Consider the following 19,624-nt stretch of genomic DNA (forward strand, 5'->3'; position numbering starts at 1 on the left):
AAAACGGCAGCCGTAGTGCACGGATTCTTGCACAGAAAATGCAGCTAAACACCCCACATATGGGAAACGACGCGGTGCCCCTACAGCGCCGCGTCGTCCCTATTCCCTATCACTCACAACGGATTGGAGAAACCGTTCGCCTACCCCCTAAGTAGGCTTTGTGAGCAAAGACAACTGTAGCATTCGCACAATACAAACGGTAGCGGACGCTAAAATTCCCAGTTTCCACCAATGTTTTTTATTCTTAGGTCTGCTTTTTCAGACCTAATTAAACGAATTTTTAGTTTTTGCTGTGGACAAGGCCCACCATTTTGCACTTAACCCAATGAGAGTGACGGCGAGCAAAACCGCAATCCCGGTCCACAGGACGGCCTGTTCGCCTTCGTTTCCCGCCGCCGTTACTGCCGCGGTAGTCCAATTCAAGGGCAAAAGATTAGAAATAACCTGCCAGACCTTAGAAACGCCGGCAATCGCCGCGGATTTCCATAGCCATCCCACCAGCGCAGTCTGACCGATACCAAAGAGTGCCGCAAGAATGCTGCCGGCAGTAATCCCGCACAGGCCTAGCAGGCCACGCGTGATGGCCGCCATAGACAGCGCACCCAGAAGCAATGCCGCCCCAGCCCACGCTGCCGCCACGGGAGTAAACCCGGTGGCAAACACAAAGAGGAGGATTTCCCCGATAGCTACAGCGGCCAGCGTACCGCCCACAACCGTCAGCCAAGGGCGGAATCCCACCTGCCAGGCCACGCCCGCCACGGCACCTGCGAGCAGCACCAAGGCGGAGACCAACATCGCCACGATGGGGCTCAGCAGATGTGCCGAGCCGTTGGAAGCGGTATGCGCCGGCGGCAGGGCACGCTGAATATCGCCCACGTTGGTCTGATTTTGAGCTGCCATGGAGGAGAGCCTGCCAGCGCCGTCGTCAAGCTTGTCTACGCCTTCTTGCGCCTCCCCAACGCGCTTATTGAGCTCCGCAATGCCCTCATTGAGCTCTTGTGCACCAGACACTGCCTGATTCACACCATCGTGATAGGCATAGCCGCTAACCGCCAGCTGATTGGACAGATCGCGCGAGCCATCCTTGAGCTTTTTGAGCTGGTCAGTTACCGAATTATCCAGGCGGAAATTATTTACCTGCGCACGAAGATCACCTAGCTGCGCGCGAATGTCCTTGGCTTCTTTGGACTTATTGCCTTCCAGATCGTGCATCGTGCCATCGATGGCCTGCAAAATCTGCCCCTGAACAGCACCGAGGCCGACCACCTGGTCCACGGCGCCGCCTACGCCATTGGCCAGCTCCATTGCTCCGCCACCGAGCGTATTGGTTCCAGACTGCAGCTGATTGAGGCCGGCTAACAGTTCTTGAGAGCCCGTCGCCAGCTTGTCGACGCCCCCTCCCAACTCATCGGCTCCTTTGTTTAGCTCCCCCGTGCCGTCGTCAAGCTGCTTGGCGCCCGATTTAAGCATGCTTGCCTGTGCCTGGGCGCGGCTGGCTGCCTCGGCGGCTTCCTTTACCTCTGGAGTGGCAGAGTTTTCTCGCGGCGCGCCAAACGGCTGCGCGGCGTTAGACCAGGCATGGGCGGGTTCCCACTGCGCAAGGCCCGCCACCGCAGCGCCGATAATCAACGGCAGGGCAAGCAACAAGATTAAGAGGACGCTGCGCCACCTAGAGGGAGACGTAGCGTTCGGGGAAGCAAGGCGTGAGGTCATGGTAATGAACCTATCCTTGCAGGTCACTCCCCTGCTGCAGGCGCGCCGAGCACGCCACATAGCCAATTACCCTAAGATATATGGCATGTCCCACATCTATTCCCTAACCCCTTCCCGCCACCTTGCCACTGCGGCCCTCGTACCGCTGTGCTTTGGCCTTGTTGCCTGCTCCAACGACGCCGATACGTCCGCAGAACCAGAATTCTCCGACGCCACCGCTCTCAGCTCTTCTGCCGAGGAAACCTCGTCCGAAGAAACCACGAGTGAGGCCACCACGTCGGAAGCTGAAGATACCTCCGCCGCGGCTGAACCCACTTCCGTAGAAGCAGCTCCCTCCACAGCCCCCACGGAATCCGACAACGGGGGAAGCGAAGACCAAGCCGCCATGCCTGCCGATACCGGTCGTGGCGATTGTTCCCCAGAAGCGCTACAGCCCGCGACCCCAAGCATGGCAAATATCCGGGTCAGTGACTGCGATGGTCAATGGGCGCACTTTGGCAAGGACAGCACGGACTGGACGGCTTGGGCGCGCTACGACAATGGTCAGTGGGTCGCCATTGAGCCCATCGGCGAAGCCACCTCCGGACTAGCCGCCCCGTGCTACGACGTAGACAAGTGGGCCGCCGAGGGAGCTCCCGCTTTCCTTACCGAAAATATGCGCCGCTGCGACTAGCTGCACAGCATGACTTCGCCCCCGTACCGCGCTTTATAGCTGCGCGAGACGGGGGCGGCGTTTTAGTGCGGAGGAACTGCCGCAAAAGGTTTACTTCTTTTCGGCGTAGACCTCACGCACGCGCTGGCCAAGGGCTGGGTGCACCTTAGTCCAGTAGTCGTAAACTCGCTCCTCGGTTTCCTCAGATACACCTGCCATAGCATTGGTGATATTGGTAACCAGGCGCTCCTTGGCGGCATCATCGTAGACGTTTTCGTACAGGTCGCGCGCCTGGACAAAGTCATCGTCCTCGGAATGACGAACGTACGGTGCACGCACCAGATCGCTGCCGTAGGACTCCGGATTAATGTAGAGCTCGGCCGCAGTGGTGGTCTCGAGCTGGGAGCGGTCGTTCACAGCGGCATCGTCAAGCACGCCCGTGCCCTTTTCATAGCGATTCGGTGAGTAAACCGGATCCGCAGGGGCATTGAAGTGGAATTGCATGCTGCCCTCGTGCTGATAAGTATTAACCTCATCCACATTCTGCGGCTGGTTGACCGGCAACTGCTGGTAGTTGGGGCCAATGCGGTAGCGCTGCTGGTCAGCGTAGGCGAAGACACGAGCCTGCAGCATCTTATCTGGGGACAGGCCAACGCCGGGCACGATATTAGACGGATCGAGCGCCACCTGCTCAATCTGCGCAAAGAAGTTACGTGGGTTGCGGTTAAGCACGAAATAGCCCACATCATGCAGCGGGTAGTCCTTCTTAGACCAGACCTTGGTTAGGTCGAAAGGATTGAACCGGTAGTTTTCCGCCTCATCCAGCGGCATGATCTGTACCTTGACGTCCCAGACCGGGTAATTGCCCTCCTCAATGGCGGTATAAAGATCCTCGCGGTGGCAATCCGGGTTCTGACCGGCGGTGGTGGTGGCCTCTTCATCGGTGAAGTTCTCCACGCCCTGGCGGGTCTTAAAGTGGTACTTCACCCAGAAGGCCTCACCCTCTTCATTGACCCACTGGAAGGTGTGAGAGCCGTAACCGTTCTGGTGGCGAGTCGACTTCGGCGTGCCACGGTCACCCATCAGGTAGGTGACTTGGTGGGCAGATTCTGGATTACGGGTCCAAAAATCCCACTGCATATCCGCATCGCGCAAACCATTGGTGCCCAGACGCTTCTGGGAGTGGATGAAGTCAGGGAACTTCTGACCATCGCGAATGAAGAAGACTGGGGTGTTATTGCCCACGATGTCCAAGTTGCCTTCCTCGGTATAAAAACGCAGCGCAAAGCCGTGTACATCGCGCCAGGTATCCGGGGATCCCTGCTCACCAGCGACGGTGGAGAAACGCCCCATCATCGGGGTGACCGTGCCCTTCTGGAAGACCTTGGCCTTGGTATAAGCAGAAACATCTTCCGTAATGTGCAGCTCACCGAAGGCGCCGTGCCCCTTAGCGTGCGGGGTGCGCTCTGGCACGCGCTCGCGGTTGAAGTGGGCAAGCTTTTCAATGAGGTGAATGTCATTGAGCACCACCGGGCCCTGCTGACCGGCAGTCACCGAGGTGTTCTCGGAAGGAACTGGCTGGCCAGACTGGCGGGTGGTATTGCCCTTGCCGGCGGGGCGCTGGCCTCGATCCAAAATGTCATCAGCAGTGAAATCAGTCATTTTGCCTCCTGGCAATCAGTAGATATGTACTACCAGTGTGGCAAAAGAATCACCGGTTGTCAGGGGTCTAAAAGGAGTGTAGGGGCTACTGGTAAATTCATTCAGGTGACTCACCACTCCGCAGCAGATGACGCCCGCGTCACCGACCTTGCCCTTCGGGCCGGCCGCGGCGACCGTGCGGCGCTGACGGAGTTTATCAAGGCCACCCAGGATGATGTGTGGCGTTTGCTAGCGCATTTGGGTGGGCCCGAAATCGCCGACGACCTCACCCAAGAAACCTACCTGCGCGTCATCAGCGCCCTGCCGCGCTTTGCTGCGCGGTCCTCTGCACGCACGTGGCTACTCTCCCTGGCGCGGCGCGTATGGGTGGATAATATTCGCCACGATATGGCCCGGCCACGCAAATCTGTCACTGAATATGAAGATGCAATGGGAGCATCGCCGGAAAATTCCGCAGCGTGGAGCGAGTGGATAGACGCCCGCGCTCTTATCGACGCCCTGCCGGAAGACCGCCGCGAAGCTCTCATCCTCACCCAGGTGCTGGGCTACACGTACGAGGAGGCGGCCAAGATTGCTGGCGTGCGGGTAGGTACTATCCGCTCCCGCGTCGCGCGCGCCCGCAAGGATCTGATCGCAGGGACAGGTTAATACCCCCATACCGGCCCCTTGAGGCGGCGAGATAATTTCACCTGCAAATTGTTACGTTCTGGTTACCTTGCACCCCAAGAGCCCCAGTTTTTGGCATTTAGCTGCAGATTGAGCACCAGACGCTGGGTGAAGGAGGCCACAATTAGGGCGATTCTTGCCCGAAGTATTTGTCCAATGTGTGGTTTATTAGATCTGTACACACGTGATAAATCGACCGTCGATCCGGGCCCGCGCGATCCCAATGCCGGGCCCGGCGCGTGTGAGTAAGAGAGTTTCTCCCTTTCATGTTAAAACGCGCAATCGGAATTTCCATGGCGTTTATCGGCGTCGTCGTGGGCGCGGGTTTCGCTTCTGGCCAAGAAGCTATGCAGTTCTTCGTGGCCTTTGGCAAGTGGGGCTTGTGGGGCATCGCCCTAGCCGCTGGCTTGATGATGATCACCGGCGTGTCCATCCTGCAGCTCGGCTCGTATTTCCAGGCCGAGGAACATACCGCTGTCTACGACAAGGTCGCATCGCCGTTTACCGCCAAGATTTTGGACTGGTCCACCCTGGTGACCCTGTTCGCCATCGGCTTCGTCATGTTCGCCGGCGGTGGTTCTAATATCAATCAGCAGTTCCCGTCCATACCTGTATGGGTAGGCGCCACCGCGATGCTGATTCTGGTGCTGCTCGTCGGCCTGATGGATGTTGACCGCGTGACCGCGGTCATTGGTACCATCACCCCGTTCATCATCATCTTCGTGGTGCTTGCCACCGGCTATACCATTGTGAACGCGGACGTAGACTTCTCCGCCATGAATGACTGGGCGGTTAATAATGTAGATACCTCGCTGCCCAACTGGTGGCTATCCGCGCTGAACTACACCGGCCTAAACGTGATGACTGCAGTATCCATGTCCATCGTCATTGGCGGTAACTTCCTGGATAACCGTGCAGTGGGCATTGGTGGCCTCATCGGTGGCCTGCTCTACCTCATCCTATTGGCCCTGCTGGTCTTCGCCCTGTTCTTCGAAGCTAAGGACGTCAACGGTCAAGATCTGCCGGTGCTGGCATTAATCACGGGCATCCACCCGGTACTGGGTGTGCTCATGACCTTTGTTATTTACGGCATGGTCTTTAATACCGCTATCGGCATGTTCTACGCGCTGGGCAAGCGCTTGACCCGCAATAACCCTAAGCGCTTCTACCCTGTCTACGCTGTTTGCTGCATCGTCGGCTTCGTCCTGTCCTTCGTGGGCTTCCAGACGCTGGTCAGCAATGTCTACCCGATCTTGGGTTACTTGGGCCTGCTGATGATCGCGGTGATGGTCTTCAACCGCATCAAGAACGGCAGCAAGCTGGCCGATGAGTCCGACCGCCGCATGCGCGCACACGAGCTGGTTTCCCGCCGCCTGGATCCGCGCAAGCGCTTTACCAAGAAGAATGAGCGCGAGCTGCGCAAGCTGGCTGCGGCATCCAATATGGAAACCACCGAGTTCGTCACCAATATCGCAGAAGAGATCCACGAAGAGCTCGAAAACGATGACGATCTTGATTACGACCGTGAAGATCCGGAGCCATCCGTGACCTACGTGCAGCACACGAAGCCGGAGGTTCCGTCCTCCGATAGCGACCTTGACTTTGGCAAGAAGGGTTCTGCCGCTGATAGCGGCAAGGCTACTGGCACCGCGAAGCCGGTCTCTGAGGACTAGCCTCCTCGCCTAAGGCACACAACCCAAAAGCTCGGCGCCCTCCTTATCCCGTAACGAGGAAGGAGGGCGCCGAGCTTTTAGTGCAACCTGCGGCGACGCGGCGCCTGCTTAGACGAGCAGCTCTGCAATCTGGATGGTGTTAAGCGCGGCACCCTTGCGCAGGTTATCGCCGGCGACAACGAGGACAAGGCCCTTGTTATCGTCCACCGTCTGGTCTTGGCGGATGCGGCCCACCAAGGATTCGTCGATGCCGGTGGCGGCGAGCGGAGTGGGGACGTCGGCAAGCTTAACGCCTGGGGCGCCGCTCAAAAGCTCGGTGGCCTGCTCCGGGGTGATTGCCTTATCGAATTCGGCGTGGATGGTCAGGGTATGGCCAGTGAATACCGGAATACGCACGCAGGTACCTGCAACCTTCAGCTCCGGAATATCTAGGATCTTGCGGGACTCGTTGCGCAGCTTTTGCTCCTCATCGGTCTCTAAGGAACCGTCATCAACGAGATTGCCTGCCAGCGGCAGGGCGTTATAGGCGATGGGAGCGACGTATGGGCCAAAGTCCTCGTCATTGAGTGCGGAGCCATCGTGGACCAGGTCCACACTGTGCTCGCCGATGGAATAGACCTGCGCTGCCAGCGCCTGCACGCCGGCCAGGCCGGAGCCGGAGACCGCCTGGTAAGAGGAGACATGCAGCTTATTGAGGCCCGCGGCCTCATGGAGGACCTTGAGCACCGGCATGGCAGCCATGGTGGTGCAGTTTGGATTCGCAATGATTCCCTTGGGGGTGTTTTTGGCTTCCTGCGGATTAACCTCGGACACGATGAGGGGAACCTCTGGGTCCTTGCGGTATGCCGAGGAGTTATCCACCACGGTCGCACCAGCCGCGGCGAATACTGGGGCCCATTGCTTGGAGGTGGAACCACCGGCGGAGAATAAGGCGATATCAACATCGGCAACTGATTGCTCAGTGACCTCGGCAAGGTCCTCTACGGTAATCTGCTCGCCGCGGAATTCCAGCTCGGTTCCAGCGGAGCGGGAAGAGGCGAAAAAACGCACCTTATCCGCCGGGAAATTGCGTTCTTCCAAGATGGAGCGCATAACGCGGCCAACCTGGCCTGTAGCGCCTACGACTGCAACAGTGGTCATGACAATAAATCCTCTGTAGTTGCTTTTGGGTGTTTAACGTCCGGTTCCAGCATAAACCGTGGCCTCATCTTCGCCACCGAGCTGGAATTTCTCGTGCAGCGCACGGGCGGCCTTATCCAGGTCAGCCTCGCGCGTGAGCACGGAGATGCGGATTTCGGAGGTGGAAATAAGCTCCATATTGACATCCACGTCGCGCAGGGCCTCGGTGAACTCAGCGGTCACGCCCGGGTGGGATTTCATGCCAGCGCCGACGAGGGAAACCTTGCCCACCTGGTCGTCGTAAAGCACATTGGCCCAGCCACCCTCAGACTTCAATTTGCTCAAAAGCTCCATGGCTCGCGGGCCGTCCGCACGCGGGCAGGTGAAAGTGATATCGGTGGTGCCGTCCTCCAGGGAGGAGACATTTTGCAAGACCATGTCGATATTGATCTCTGCATCGGCAATGACGCGAAAGACCTTCGCAGCCTCCCCCGGGCGGTCTGGGATGCCTAGGACGGTGACCTTTGCTTCGGACTTATCGGTAGCTACACCAGTTAGTACTGCTTCTTCCACGGGGATATCCTCCATCGATCCGGTAACTAGGGTGCCGGGGTCATTTGAATAAGACGAGCGAACTCGCAAGGGTACATTGAATGCGCGGGCGTACTCCACGCTGCGCAGGACCAAAATCTTGGAACCTACCGCGGCCATCTCCAACATCTCCTCGAAAGAGAGCTTGTCTAGCTTCTGTGCGTCTGGGACGATGCGCGGATCTGCGGTGTAGACGCCGTCGACGTCAGAATAAATCTCACACACATCCGCATTCAGCGCCGCAGCAAGGGCTACCGCGGTGGTATCGGAGCCACCGCGACCCAAGGTAGTGACATCGCGCGATTCCTTATTAACGCCTTGGAAACCGGCCACAATACAAATCTTGCCTTCGTCCAAAGCCTCGGTCAGGCGCCCTGGAGTAACGTCCACGATGCGGGCATTACCGTGGCGCTCGGTAGTGAGCACGCCGGCCTGGGAACCGGTAAAGGACTGGGCCTGGGCGCCTAAGGATTCCACGGCCATAGCCACCAACGCATTGGAGATGCGCTCGCCCGCTGTAAGCAGCATGTCCATTTCTCGCCGTGGCGGCACGGGGTTGACCTGGGCGGCGAGGTCGAGCAGCTCATCAGTGGTATCGCCCATGGCGGAGCACACCACAACTACGTCGTTGCCCTGCTTTTTGGTGGCCACGATGCGCTCCGCAACGGCGCGGATGCGGTCTGCGGATTCGAGGGATGAGCCGCCATATTTTTGCACGATCAGGGCCACGGTAAAGATGCCGCCTTTCGTCTTTTAAGGCATCCCCGGCGCCCGCATGTGCGCGCCCTGAAATACCTGTCGATCATTAGTCAAATACCCATGCTACCCCGCAGGGGCCTAGTCCTCATCATAATTCCTAGACAATGCCTGCTTTTTATTCACACGCCTCTAGCATGAAGCGGACCATACGCTAGCCACCCCCACGGATAGAAACACACGCCATGCAGCGGAGAATATGCATATAACAGGAATCTTTACTACCGTTGAGCGGGTGTTAAGCAACCTTCTCGCCATCTTTTTCGCGCTCGCATCCGCGCTGACGGTTGCTTGGGGGACGGTCATCCGCCACCGCATTGCCCTCGACGCCGATGATTCGGTCATGCGCGCCGCCATGTCCAACCCCTTATGGTGGGTAGGCACCGCTGCCGCCATTGGTGCCTACGGCCTGCAGGTTATTGCGCTCGGCTTTGGCACCTTGCTGGTAGTCCAGCCCATCTTGGTGCTGTCCTTGATGTTTACCCTGCCGCTTTCGGCCTGGTATTCCGGCCGCAAAATGCCCTTTCACGAAGTTTTCTGGTCTATTGCGCTGACCATCGCGGTGGGCATCATGGTCGTTTACGGTCGGCCGGTTGCCGGCAACCCTCGCCCAGAGTGGAGTGATTGGTGGCCAGCACTCCTCGTGGGGTTGGTCACCCTCGCAATCTTGGGCGCAGCAGCCACGAAGCTACCGGAGCAGCGGCCTTTAGCCTTGGGCACGGCCTGCGGCGTTATCTACGGCTTCGTCGCTCTGCTTTCGAAGGCCGTGGTGGATATTTTCACCCACGAAGGCCTCACCACGTTGCTGGCAAGCTGGCAGTTCTATGGCCTCATCGGCCTCGCGCTCACCGGCACGGTGGTGCAGCAATATTCCTTCAACGCCGGCCCCCTGGCCCACTCCTTGCCGGCCATGACCATCTTTGAGCCCATTGTGGCCTTTGGTTTGGGCTATATGGTGCTGGGAGAGAAATTCCTCATCGACACGGCCGTCGGTTGGACCATCATGCTCATCGCCCTTACCGTCATGATACTTTCCACCATCGTGCTCTCCCGCAGCCCCATAAGCCAGCGCACCTAAATGGCCCACTCGAATACGCCGAGCATATAGGCGGAAAACCACGCACCGAACAGGGCCCAGGCAATAACCGCCACGCTTGCCGACGCCCCCTTTTTCACCCACGGCAACAACACAATCACCGCCGGCAGGAGCAGCCGAGGCCGCGAGTGCATGATGCCATCAGAAAGCAGCACATTCGCCATCAGCACCGCAGAGAATAACCAGGCCGCTAGCGGCAGGCGGCGCCACGCTAGCACCAAGCATATGGGAGCGGCAATCATTACTCCAGCGCTGAGCAGGTAGCCACCGTTGGTGGCCCCGGTAAGCGTCTCCCATAGCCAGATAACCGTCGCTTTGCCGCCATCGAAGCCGGAATTCCAATGCTCCTTTTGGATACCAAAGTAGCCACCGACCTCTGTCAGGTGACTGCTTGACCACCACAAGTACCCCACCAGCGGAACAACAGAAAACGCCACCGCGGCCCAGACCCGCCAGTCCTTTCGCGCCCGCAACAGCACCATAAGAGCAAAGACCGCAACGAGGTCTACCGCGGTAAGGCGCACCAGCCCGGCCACAAAAATATACGCTGCAGCGGCCCACCAACGCTCGCCCACCAGCGCCACCACTACCCAGATGGCAAGCGCTCCAAAAAGCGCCTCGGTATACGGCATGGAAAATACTATGGACATCGGCGCGCTGGTCACTACCACTGCGCTGAGCACTTGGGCCCACTTACCCATGCCCATGTGCGCAGCCAAGGCCATCACACCGGCAGCCAGCGCGATGCTAAAGAGCACATTGAGTGCAATGGCCGTACCGGCCTCGCCGGTCCCTAGGATGCTGCTTACCCCACGCACCAGGAAAGGAAACCCCGGAAAAAAGGCCATGGTCGTCTCATGGACCGGCCCGTCCGTAGAGATATCCGCGCCGAAGTACCCACCGCGGGCGATTTCTACATAGTGCTTGGCGTCCCACTTATTGAGCAGCCCCCAGAGCTTATCGTCCTGCGCAGCGGCCACGGCCGCGAGCACGCCTACGCGCAGTGCAGCGCCGATGAGCGCGACGAGTGCGGCAGGAGCCCACAAGGAGCGCAGCAGGGATGGTGAGTTAAGTGCAGCATGGCGGGATTTCGACACGACAGGCATAGTACCCCACCGCCACCATTTCTCATTGAATGAAATTTCTTGCCACACAGTGAGAGAGCCTGTAGTGTGACCGGTATGACACAGCGGATTGACCTACTCCTTATCTGCCGCGGCGGGATTTCGGCCTAAGCACTGGCCAGCGGCCCGTCGCGGAGTCCGGCTCCCAAGCCCAGCTGGCCGTCTCCCACAGACACCACAGACAAGGAAACCGCACCACCATGTCCCCCACTGACTCTTTCATCAGCGCCCCGCGCGATATCACCACCCCCACCGGCCCACGCCGCGAAGGCCAGCCCGCATGGAATAAGCAACGCGGATCCGCCATGCCCTACGAGCGCTACCAGCCCTTCGCCGTGGAGGTAGAAGACATCGACCTGCCGGACCGCACCTGGCCCAGCAAGAAAATCACCCACGCCCCCCAGTGGTGCGCGGTGGATCTGCGCGATGGCAACCAAGCGCTGATTGATCCCATGAGCCCAGAGCGCAAGCACCGCATGTTTGACCTGCTGGTCAAGATGGGTTACAAGGAAATCGAGGTTGGCTTCCCGTCCGCTTCTCAAACCGATTTCAACTTCGTCCGCGAAATCATCGAGGGCAATAAGATTCCCGATGATGTCACCATCCAGGTGCTAGTCCAAGCCCGCGAGCACCTCATCCGCCGCACTTTTGAGGCCTGCGAAGGCGCCAAGAAGGTCATCGTGCACTTTTATAATTCCACTTCGAAACTGCAGCGTCGCGTGGTCTTCCGCAAGGATAAGCCTGCCATTAAAAAGCTGGCTACCGATGCCGCCGCACTCATCAAGTCCATCGCGGCCGACTATCCGGATACCGCGTGGCGCTGGGAATACTCCCCCGAGTCCTTCACCGGCACCGAGCTGGATTTCGCCCGCGAGGTCTGCGATGAGGTAGTAGAGATCATGGACCCCTCGCCGGATAACCCGATGATCATCAACCTGCCGTCCACCGTGGAAATGATCTCGCCCAATATCTACGCCGACTCCATCGAGTGGATGCACCGCAACTTGTCCCGCCGCGAGGATATCTTGCTCTCGCTGCACCCACACAATGACCGCGGCGAGGGAATCGCCGCCGCCGAGCTGGGCTTTATGGCCGGCGCGGATCGTATCGAGGGCTGTCTCTTTGGCAACGGCGAGCGCACCGGCAACGTCGATCTCATCACCCTGGGTCTGAACATGCTTACCCAAGGAGTGGACCCACAGATCGACTTTTCTGATCTGCCACAGATCCGCGAGACCGTCGAATATTGCAACCAGCTGCGCGTGCCGGAGCGCCATCCCTATGGCGGCGAATTGGTCTTTACTGCCTTTTCGGGTTCCCACCAGGACGCCATCAACAAGGGACTGGATGCGCTGGCGGCCACCATTCGCCCGGGCGCGAATAATACCGAGGTCTCTTGGGAAGAACTGCGCGAGGCCATCTGGGAGGTTCCCTACCTGCCCATCGATCCGAAGGACGTGGGCCGCGATTACCAGGCGGTCATCCGCGTCAACTCCCAGTCCGGCAAGGGTGGCGTTGCCTACATCATGAAGACCGATCACGGCATCAATATGCCTCGCGCCATGCAAGCGGAATTTTCCACCGTGGTCCAGGAAATCACCGACTCCGAAGGCGGCGAGGTCAATTCCAAAAATATGTGGGATATCTTCGCCACCGAGTTTTTGGACCGCGAGACTCCGCTGGCCCTGGAGTCTTTCCATATGGACAATGCCCCCACAGAAGACGGAGACGCATCCGTGACCGCCACCGTGTCTTTCCATGGGGAAAAATCCACCGTCTCGGGCACCGGTAACGGCCCCATTGCTGCGTATGCCAACGCACTGGAATCCCTGGGTATCGACTTCGAGGTCATGGAATACTCCCAGCAATCCCGCTCCGCCGGTGACGACGCCGAGGCCGCCTGCTATATCGCCGCCGACGTCAACCAGAACAAGGTCTGGGGTGCCGGCATCGCTGGGTCCACCACGCGGGCATCCATCAACGCGATTAATTCCGCCGTCAACCGCGCCTTGGCCTAAGCCTGCCCGAGCCTGCCCGCCGGCCCGGCTCCCCGGCGTGGTAGAAGGGTGGGTATGCCTTCTTCTACCTACCTCATTCCACACCGCGGTTTGGGCGCCGTGCAGGCCCTGCCCATCTATGGTGCGCAGACGAAGGAAAACCGAGAGTTCACCGTCACCCTGTCACCCCGCCCGGACGGCGGCTTGGAGGTGCGCGCTGACTCCGTCCTCGGGCACATCACCAGCGCCGACCGCGCCGAGTATCCCGAATTAGATCTGCTCTTTCGCGCCGGGCTCACCCCTGCAGCCACCGCCGCACCACAGCCCGATGACTCCCTGGCACTACTCCTGCCTCGGCCGGGCCTGTGCCTTCCCGCCAATAACCCGCCAGCTGGTCCGTGGACAATGCTGGGCTATGCCCCGCCCATAGACATCACCGATCTGCCCGCGGATCTGGATATTCCCGCCCAGGCCCGCATGCACCTTTTGGTTACGCTCTCGCCCAGCACCACCGGTTCCGGCGCCGATGCCTATTTAGGCCCACGGTGGGTGGGGCGGCTGGAAGGGGTGGACGTCGCCAAGCAGGGCACAACCCTGGCCCACGCCTACCATGCGCCGCGCAGCACCGGCCGCGTACTCAGCATCTACGCGGGGGAGCCGCTGCCAGATTCGGAGGAAGCCTCGCTTGCCGACGCCACCCCTACCTCCCCCTCCTCCACAGAAACCTTCGAAACCACAAGCTTTCGCGCCGTGAGCAACGATGCACCCGCGCCCCCCGGGCGATGGGCACCTGCCCTCATTGCCCTATTGGTGATTGCAGCACTTATCGCCGTACTCATTTTTCTTCTGTAGAAACTTTTGGGCAGGATATCAACCCTTGTTCACCGGTCGGGGAAATTGGAAAAGCCCAAGGCAGGGCCTAAAATACGGTGTTACCATTCCCTCGTATCGAAAGGCTCTCATGACTTCGCTGGATTCCGCCACCTACGTGGTCCCTGACCACGGCTTCGGCGCGATCCATAATCTGCCCATCGGGGATGTTCCGCCAGAAGTTTTCAGCGAATTGCTTGAGTCCACCGCCGCGGAAGACGGCTACCTTTCCGCGGAGCTCGGCCCCCGCACCGCCCAGAAAGGCTTCGCGGTCCGGATTGGCGACACCCTCGTCGGCCACCTCAGCGCCGCCGATTCCCAGGCCTACGCACTCTTTGACTGGGTTCTTAGCGCCGGCCTACGCCCACGCGCCACCGCTCATGTGAGCATGACGGATGCCTCCGGCGAAGAATGGCCCACGCTCAACCTGCTCCTGCCGGCACCGCACCTGTGCATCCCCGCTAATAACCCACCGGCACAGCGCTGGGCCATGCTGCCGGGCGAGGCTGCGGCCACGATGACGGAGTTTTCCAAGGACGTCACTGCCTTTCCGCAAACCGACGAGCACTACCTCGTTACTTTGCGCACCCGCGGTTTCCTGCGCCGCAATACCGTTGATGTCTATATAAATAGCACCTATTTAGGCTCCCTTCCCAGGGAAGCCGCCCGCGAGATTGCCCCCGCCGTGCTCGACTGCACCAAGACCGGCCGCCTCGCCATTGCTCACGGCTACTTCCGCTACAACGCCGATGACCGCCCCGCACTCACCATTTATGCGCACAACGCCGCCAATCGGCACCACACCGGCTTGGTTTTGGGAGTGGTCGCCGGTGGCACCGCCGTCATATCCGCTGCTACCGCAGCCCGCGCACAGGCAGCATCCGCTGCGCCCCGTGGCCTCGCTGGTGTCTCCGCACCGAGTGGCTTTAGCGTCACCTCCGCCGCCGGTGCTGCCGGAGCTTCCGGCGCTGTGACCTCGAACCTGTTGGCTGCAGCCGGCGTCGCCGTGCTTGTGGGTGGCGGCGCCACCGTGGCTACCAACCTGCTAAGCGAGGATGAAGCTCTTTCCGACACCCACACCCATTCCACCGCGCCCGCCCCGGAAGACAACCACTCCGGTCTCGATTCTTCCCATTTCGATGGCACTGGCCCCAAGCGCCCCGCGCACCCCGCTACGCCCCGCCTCCACGATGCCGACCCCACCAGCGGTACCGCCGCGCCATCCCGCGCGACGTCCTCGGCCCAGCGCCCGCTTGCCGACGCCTCCGCGCCGCAGCCGTCTAAGCCGTCGCAGCCGATGCACGCACCTCATGCCGACCGTGCCAAGGCCCCTGCCGCAGGCCACCACGGCAAGCACCGCGGCGAACACCGTGGCGAGCACCAGGGCATTGATTCCCAGGCAATTTCCCGTGCCGCCTCCGCCGCAGCCACTGCCGCTGCTGCCGCTGCGTCTAATAACGTCGAATCGACCCCGGCCTCGGCGCCATCCTCCAGCTCTGAGCCGGCGCCGCAGCTAGCGGCGAAGGAACCTGCCGAACCGTCCGACCTACCTACTTCCAGTACGCCTGGCTCGGAAAAGACGACGTCTGAGACGACAGCACCTGAAACCACCGCCGCCACCTCGACGGATAAGCAGACGGCACTGCCCGAACCAGAGTCCTCGGAACCAACGCCTTCGGAGCCGACTGCGCCTACAACGACGTCTTCGTTGCTAACCTCGGAGCCCCAGGCTGAGCCGACGCCGGATGCCACCGTGCCAAGCACCACTATCCCGGGTTCCGAACTCGAGCCAACGCCAGAGCCAGAGCCGGAAACTACTGCCCCAACGACGACGATCCCTGGCTCAGAACTCGCGCCTACCCCGGAACCAGAACCGGAGGCCGAACCGGCACTGCCCACGACAGACCGCAGCGCGCCGGATGGCCCGGAACGATCACTCGAACCAGAAAAGCCGGCAGAGCCGGAGGAGCCGGCAGAACCGCAGCAGCCAGAGACGCCGGGGCGCCCTGAAGAGCCTGAGGAACAGACAACCCCGCCGGACGTCATTGTCATCGTTGTGGAAGATTAAGCGGCGCGCCCTGTCCCCCTGCACGAAATGCGGGATACTAGACTGAGTTTAATGAACAACAAACCTGGCCCCTCTCCGCAGCACCCGTCGGCGTCGGCCCCAGCGCCGTCACCCGCGACGGTAGCTTCGCGCCATGCGGCCAGGTTTTCAGCACCCAAACCAGGCACGGAACAGCGCCATTCTAAGCAGCGCCGCGCGGTCCGTCCTTCCGGAGAGCCAGACGTCCCGAAGCCCAAGCCGACACCGAAGCCGAAACCGCACCCACGGGCCCAGCAACAGCCACAGCAGTCCGACTCGCCCCACGCGGCAGCGGACTTTCCCTATGTGGCCCTGACCATCCAGACCACCGGCATTCACCCCAGCACCGGACGCATCGTTACTATCGACGCCATTGCTTTCAACGACGCCGGCGATCAAGGCCAGCAATTCCACGCCGTCCTCAAGCCCGATATCGATGCCGGTCCGCGCCACCTACACGGGCTGAGCATCACCGATATTGAACAGGCGCCAGCTTTTGGCAAGATCCTTAAATCGCTGGATAAGCTTCTCGACGGCCGCACGCTCATCGTCCACGATCTCCCCTACACCTGGGGTTTTCTTGTCGCTGAGGCCCGCCGCGCCATGATGGCCGCCGCCCGCCAAAATCGCGCGCGCAACCGCGGCCGCAATAAAAACCGCCGGCGCCGCCAGAAGGTCGGACATGTCCCCACCCCCGTTCGCATCATCGATACCTTGGCCACCTCCTATGCGCAGCAGGTGCGGTCGAATGATGTGCGCTTGGGGGGCGTCGCCAAGCAGAGCGGCTTGGACGCTTCGCCCAAGGCCTCGGTGGAGCGCGCCGGCCGGCCCGAACCCGAGACCTCGCGCGCGGAAACCGAACTACTCATCGCGCTCTACCGCAAGCAGCAAGGCGGCACGGTGCGCAGCTATGCGCCGGAGGACGTGCGCGCCGACCGCTTCGGCCTACAGCGCTCCCACGTGCGCGTCGACGCCGCCGAGGCCCCCGTCCAGCACCACAACCCCGGCAAATACGAGCCCGGCAAGGAGCTGCGCCGCGGCATGGAAATCGTAGTCGCCCCGGAAATCCTCGAGGATCCGGACACCATCATCGCCGCACTAATGCGCGAAGAGCTCAATTATTCCGAGAAACTCACCCGCGAATCCTCGCTGGTCGTGTGCAATGTGACCACTGACCTGGTGGGAAAACCCATGCATGCCCACCGCAAAGGCATCCCGCTGATGTCGGATGCCGCATTTCTTGATGCCCTCACGCGCATCGAAGACGCCGAGTCCGAACCCGAATCCTCCAAGCCGGCGCCGCGGTCCCAACCCTCGCCCCAGAACAACAGAAAAGGCGGCGGCAAGAACCACAAGCGTCGCCGACGCCGCGGCGGCCGTGGTGGCCGCGGCAGAGGACGACGAAATTCTGGCGGCTCGGCGGGGAAAAAGAACGACTAAGCCGCCCGCACGACTACCCTAGGGGACATGAGTTTTAGAGTCCCGGGTGCGCTGAGGAAGTTGCGCACCACCACCGCCACTACCGCCGCGAAGCTGGCTACCACCGCTTCCCGCGCCACCGGCCGTGGCGCCGGCGGAATGATCGGTGGTCTAATCGCCAATGCCATTGATCCTTCCATCATGACCAACCTGGGCGGTGGGCGCCCGGCCGTACTGGTTACCGGCACCAACGGCAAGTCCACCACCACCCGCATGCTGGCCGCCGCAGTCCGCGCCGAGCACACCGTAGCCACCAACGACGGCGGTGACAACATGGATGCCGGCATCATCTCCGCACTCATGGCCGGTAAGGACGCCTCCCACCTCGTACTCGAGGTAGACGAGCTCCACGTGCCCCACGTAGCCGATAATCTGAACCCGCAGGCGCTGGTTCTGCTCAACCTCACCCGCGACCAGCTCGACCGCGTGGGCGAGATCAACAAGATCGAACGCGCTCTGCGTGGCGCTGTCGAGGCCCACCCAGACATGCTCGTCATTGCCAACTGTGACGACGTGCTCATGACCTCCGTGGCTTATGACGCCAAGAATGTCATTTGGGTCTCGGCCGGTGCCGGCTGGCTCGGCGACTCCGTTACCTGCCCGCGCACCGGCGGGCACGTCGTGCGCACCGAAGATGACTGGTACGCCGTCAAGCCGCTTGCCGATGGCCGCGAATTCCGCCGGCCACAGCCTACCTGGGGCGTCGATAAGCATGGCATCATCACCCCCACTGCCAAGCGTCCACTGAACCTGGCACTGCCTGGCCGTGCCAACCGGGGCAACGCTGCCCAAGCCATCGCTGCCGCCGTCGCAGGCTTTGGCGTGGACCTCGACAAAGCCATTGCAGCCGCCGAGAGCATCGATGATGTCGCCGGCCGCTACTCCACCATCCACTGGCGCGGCCGCGAGATTCGACTCCTGCTGGCCAAGAACCCGGCCGGCTGGCAAGAAGCGCTGTCCATGGTGGATCGCAGCGCCGATGGCCTAGTCATCGCCACCAACGGCCAGGTAGCCGATGGCATCGACATGTCCTGGCTGTGGGACGTGAAATTCGAAGGCTTCAATGGCCTAAGCGTCAAGGCCGCCGGCGAGCGCGGCACCGACCTGGCAGTGCGCCTAGTCTATGCCGATATCTCCCACGAGCTCATCCCGGATCCGCTAGATGCGCTCGCCGCCTGCCCGGAGGGTCGCATCGAGGTCCTCGCCAACTACACCGCCTTCCGCGATTTGAAGAAGGCGCTTTCCAAGGAGGCCACCAATGCTTAATATCGGCCTAGTGCTTCCCGACGTCCTCGGTACCTACGGCGACGACGGCAACGCCCTCGTCCTGCGGCAGCGCGCCCGCATGCGCGGCTTCGAAGCGGAGATTCACCCGATCCGCTTGGGCGAACCCGTGCCTGAGACACTGGATATCTACACCCTCGGCGGCGGCGAAGATACCGCGCAAATCCTAGCCGCGGACCACCTCATCGCTGACGGCGGCCTCAGCCGCGCCGCTAACGCCGGCCGCCCCATCTTCGCCATTTGTGCTGGCTTGCAGGTCTTGGGCGAGTCCTTCCGCGCCTCCGGTCGCATCATCGACGGCGTCGGGCTACTCGATGCCACCACGGCCGGCATGCAGGACCGCGCCATCGGCGAGGTTGCCTCCGAGCCCACCCGCGCCGGTGTTACCGCGGACCTCACCGAGCCGCTCACGGGCTTTGAAAACCACCTGGGTGCCACCATCCTTGGCCCCTCCGCGCAGCCTCTCGGTACGCTCACCCGCGGCAATGGCAATGCCGACCAGGCCGCCACCGCTGACCTCAGCGACGGCTCCACCCAGCGCACCTTCGAAGGCGCAGTCCAAGGAAGCGTCATCGCCACCTATATGCACGGACCGGCGCTGGCCCGTAACCCGCAGTTGGCCGATCTCCTCCTCGCCCAGGCGATGGGCGTGGCCTTCGCGGACCTCGAACCACTCGATATTCCGGCCGTCGACCGTCTGCGCGTCGAACGTTTCAACGCCTCCGAGCCCCCGCGCTCCCAGAGATAGGTCCAAACCTGTGGATAACTTCACCGGACAGCCCTAACCCCCCGAGTTATCCACAGGCCCGGCCGCCGCCCCTTGTAGCTACCTGCTCCCGCACTTAGGCTGCGGGGC

15 protein-coding genes are annotated in these 19,624 nt (G+C 61.1%); 10 read left to right on the plus strand and 5 right to left on the minus strand.

All coding sequences use genetic code 11. The annotated features are described in order from the left end of the window. Positions 1-264 precede the first annotated feature (264 nt). Entirely contained in the window at positions 265-1,713 is a 1,449-nt protein-coding gene (locus L8V22_RS09890) for a hypothetical protein (RefSeq protein ID WP_269966489.1), read from the minus strand. A gap of 85 nt (positions 1,714-1,798) precedes the next feature. On the opposite strand from L8V22_RS09890, the gene L8V22_RS09895 reads away from it, so the two are divergent. Further along, the gene (locus L8V22_RS09895; protein ID WP_238800636.1) at positions 1,799-2,386 is read left to right on the plus strand and encodes a hypothetical protein; all 588 of its coding nucleotides are present in this window, start codon (positions 1,799-1,801) and stop codon (positions 2,384-2,386) included. 90 nt (positions 2,387-2,476) lie between these two features. Here L8V22_RS09895 and L8V22_RS09900 read toward each other — a convergent pair whose 3' ends face one another. After that, positions 2,477-4,027 carry a catalase gene (locus L8V22_RS09900; protein ID WP_238800637.1) on the minus strand — a complete coding sequence of 517 codons (1,551 nt, stop codon included), beginning with the start codon at positions 4,025-4,027 and terminating at the stop codon, positions 2,477-2,479. Between the two features lie 105 nt (positions 4,028-4,132). On the opposite strand from L8V22_RS09900, the gene L8V22_RS09905 reads away from it, so the two are divergent. Next, the gene (locus tag L8V22_RS09905) at positions 4,133-4,675 is read left to right on the plus strand and encodes an RNA polymerase sigma factor (protein WP_269966490.1); all 543 of its coding nucleotides are present in this window, start codon (positions 4,133-4,135) and stop codon (positions 4,673-4,675) included. Positions 4,676-4,959: 284 nt separating this feature from the next. Further along, positions 4,960-6,366, plus strand: coding sequence for a YkvI family membrane protein (locus L8V22_RS09910; protein ID WP_238800639.1), 1,407 nt, complete (start codon positions 4,960-4,962; stop codon positions 6,364-6,366). A gap of 108 nt (positions 6,367-6,474) precedes the next feature. Here the strand turns inward: L8V22_RS09910 and L8V22_RS09915 are convergent, their stop codons facing one another. Next, positions 6,475-7,506 (minus strand): aspartate-semialdehyde dehydrogenase, encoded by a 1,032-nt coding sequence (locus tag L8V22_RS09915; protein WP_238800640.1) that lies wholly within the window; start codon positions 7,504-7,506, stop codon positions 6,475-6,477. 33 nt (positions 7,507-7,539) lie between these two features. Beyond that, the gene (locus L8V22_RS09920; protein WP_238800641.1) at positions 7,540-8,805 is read right to left on the minus strand and encodes an aspartate kinase; all 1,266 of its coding nucleotides are present in this window, start codon (positions 8,803-8,805) and stop codon (positions 7,540-7,542) included. A 262-nt stretch (positions 8,806-9,067) separates the two neighbouring features. On the opposite strand from L8V22_RS09920, the gene L8V22_RS09925 reads away from it, so the two are divergent. Next, positions 9,068-9,910, plus strand: a complete 843-nt coding sequence (locus L8V22_RS09925) for a DMT family transporter (protein ID WP_238800642.1) — start codon at positions 9,068-9,070, stop codon at positions 9,908-9,910. Here the strand turns inward: L8V22_RS09925 and L8V22_RS09930 are convergent. Continuing rightward, the gene (locus L8V22_RS09930; protein ID WP_238800644.1) at positions 9,907-11,034 is read right to left on the minus strand and encodes a mannosyltransferase family protein; all 1,128 of its coding nucleotides are present in this window, start codon (positions 11,032-11,034) and stop codon (positions 9,907-9,909) included. The genes L8V22_RS09925 and L8V22_RS09930 overlap by 4 nt on opposite strands. Positions 11,035-11,252: 218 nt before the next feature. Here L8V22_RS09930 and leuA point away from each other — a divergent pair, with 218 nt between their 5' ends. From leuA to L8V22_RS09960, 6 genes are all read left to right on the plus strand, one after another. Then, the gene (gene leuA, locus L8V22_RS09935; protein ID WP_269966491.1) at positions 11,253-13,070 is read left to right on the plus strand and encodes a 2-isopropylmalate synthase; all 1,818 of its coding nucleotides are present in this window, start codon (positions 11,253-11,255) and stop codon (positions 13,068-13,070) included. A gap of 54 nt (positions 13,071-13,124) precedes the next feature. Beyond that, entirely contained in the window at positions 13,125-13,901 is a 777-nt protein-coding gene (locus tag L8V22_RS09940; RefSeq protein ID WP_238800647.1) for a hypothetical protein, read from the plus strand. A gap of 109 nt (positions 13,902-14,010) precedes the next feature. Beyond that, positions 14,011-15,987 (plus strand): hypothetical protein, encoded by a 1,977-nt coding sequence (locus L8V22_RS09945; protein WP_238800648.1) that lies wholly within the window; start codon positions 14,011-14,013, stop codon positions 15,985-15,987. Between the two features lie 51 nt (positions 15,988-16,038). Beyond that, positions 16,039-17,445 carry a DNA polymerase III subunit epsilon gene (locus L8V22_RS09950; protein WP_238800650.1) on the plus strand — a complete coding sequence of 469 codons (1,407 nt, stop codon included), beginning with the start codon at positions 16,039-16,041 and terminating at the stop codon, positions 17,443-17,445. A 27-nt stretch (positions 17,446-17,472) separates the two neighbouring features. Next, complete coding sequence (locus L8V22_RS09955; RefSeq protein WP_238800652.1) at positions 17,473-18,750, plus strand: Mur ligase family protein; 1,278 nt, start codon at positions 17,473-17,475, stop codon at positions 18,748-18,750. After that, on the plus strand, positions 18,743-19,516 hold the full coding sequence (locus L8V22_RS09960; RefSeq protein ID WP_238800654.1) for a type 1 glutamine amidotransferase: 774 nt from the start codon (positions 18,743-18,745) through the stop codon (positions 19,514-19,516). The genes L8V22_RS09955 and L8V22_RS09960 overlap by 8 nt, the downstream gene beginning before the upstream one ends. Positions 19,517-19,624 lie beyond the last annotated feature (108 nt).

It is taken from the genome of Corynebacterium yonathiae (assembly GCF_027570195.1).
In the GTDB taxonomy this organism is placed as follows: Bacteria; Actinomycetota; Actinomycetes; order Mycobacteriales; family Mycobacteriaceae; genus Corynebacterium; species Corynebacterium yonathiae.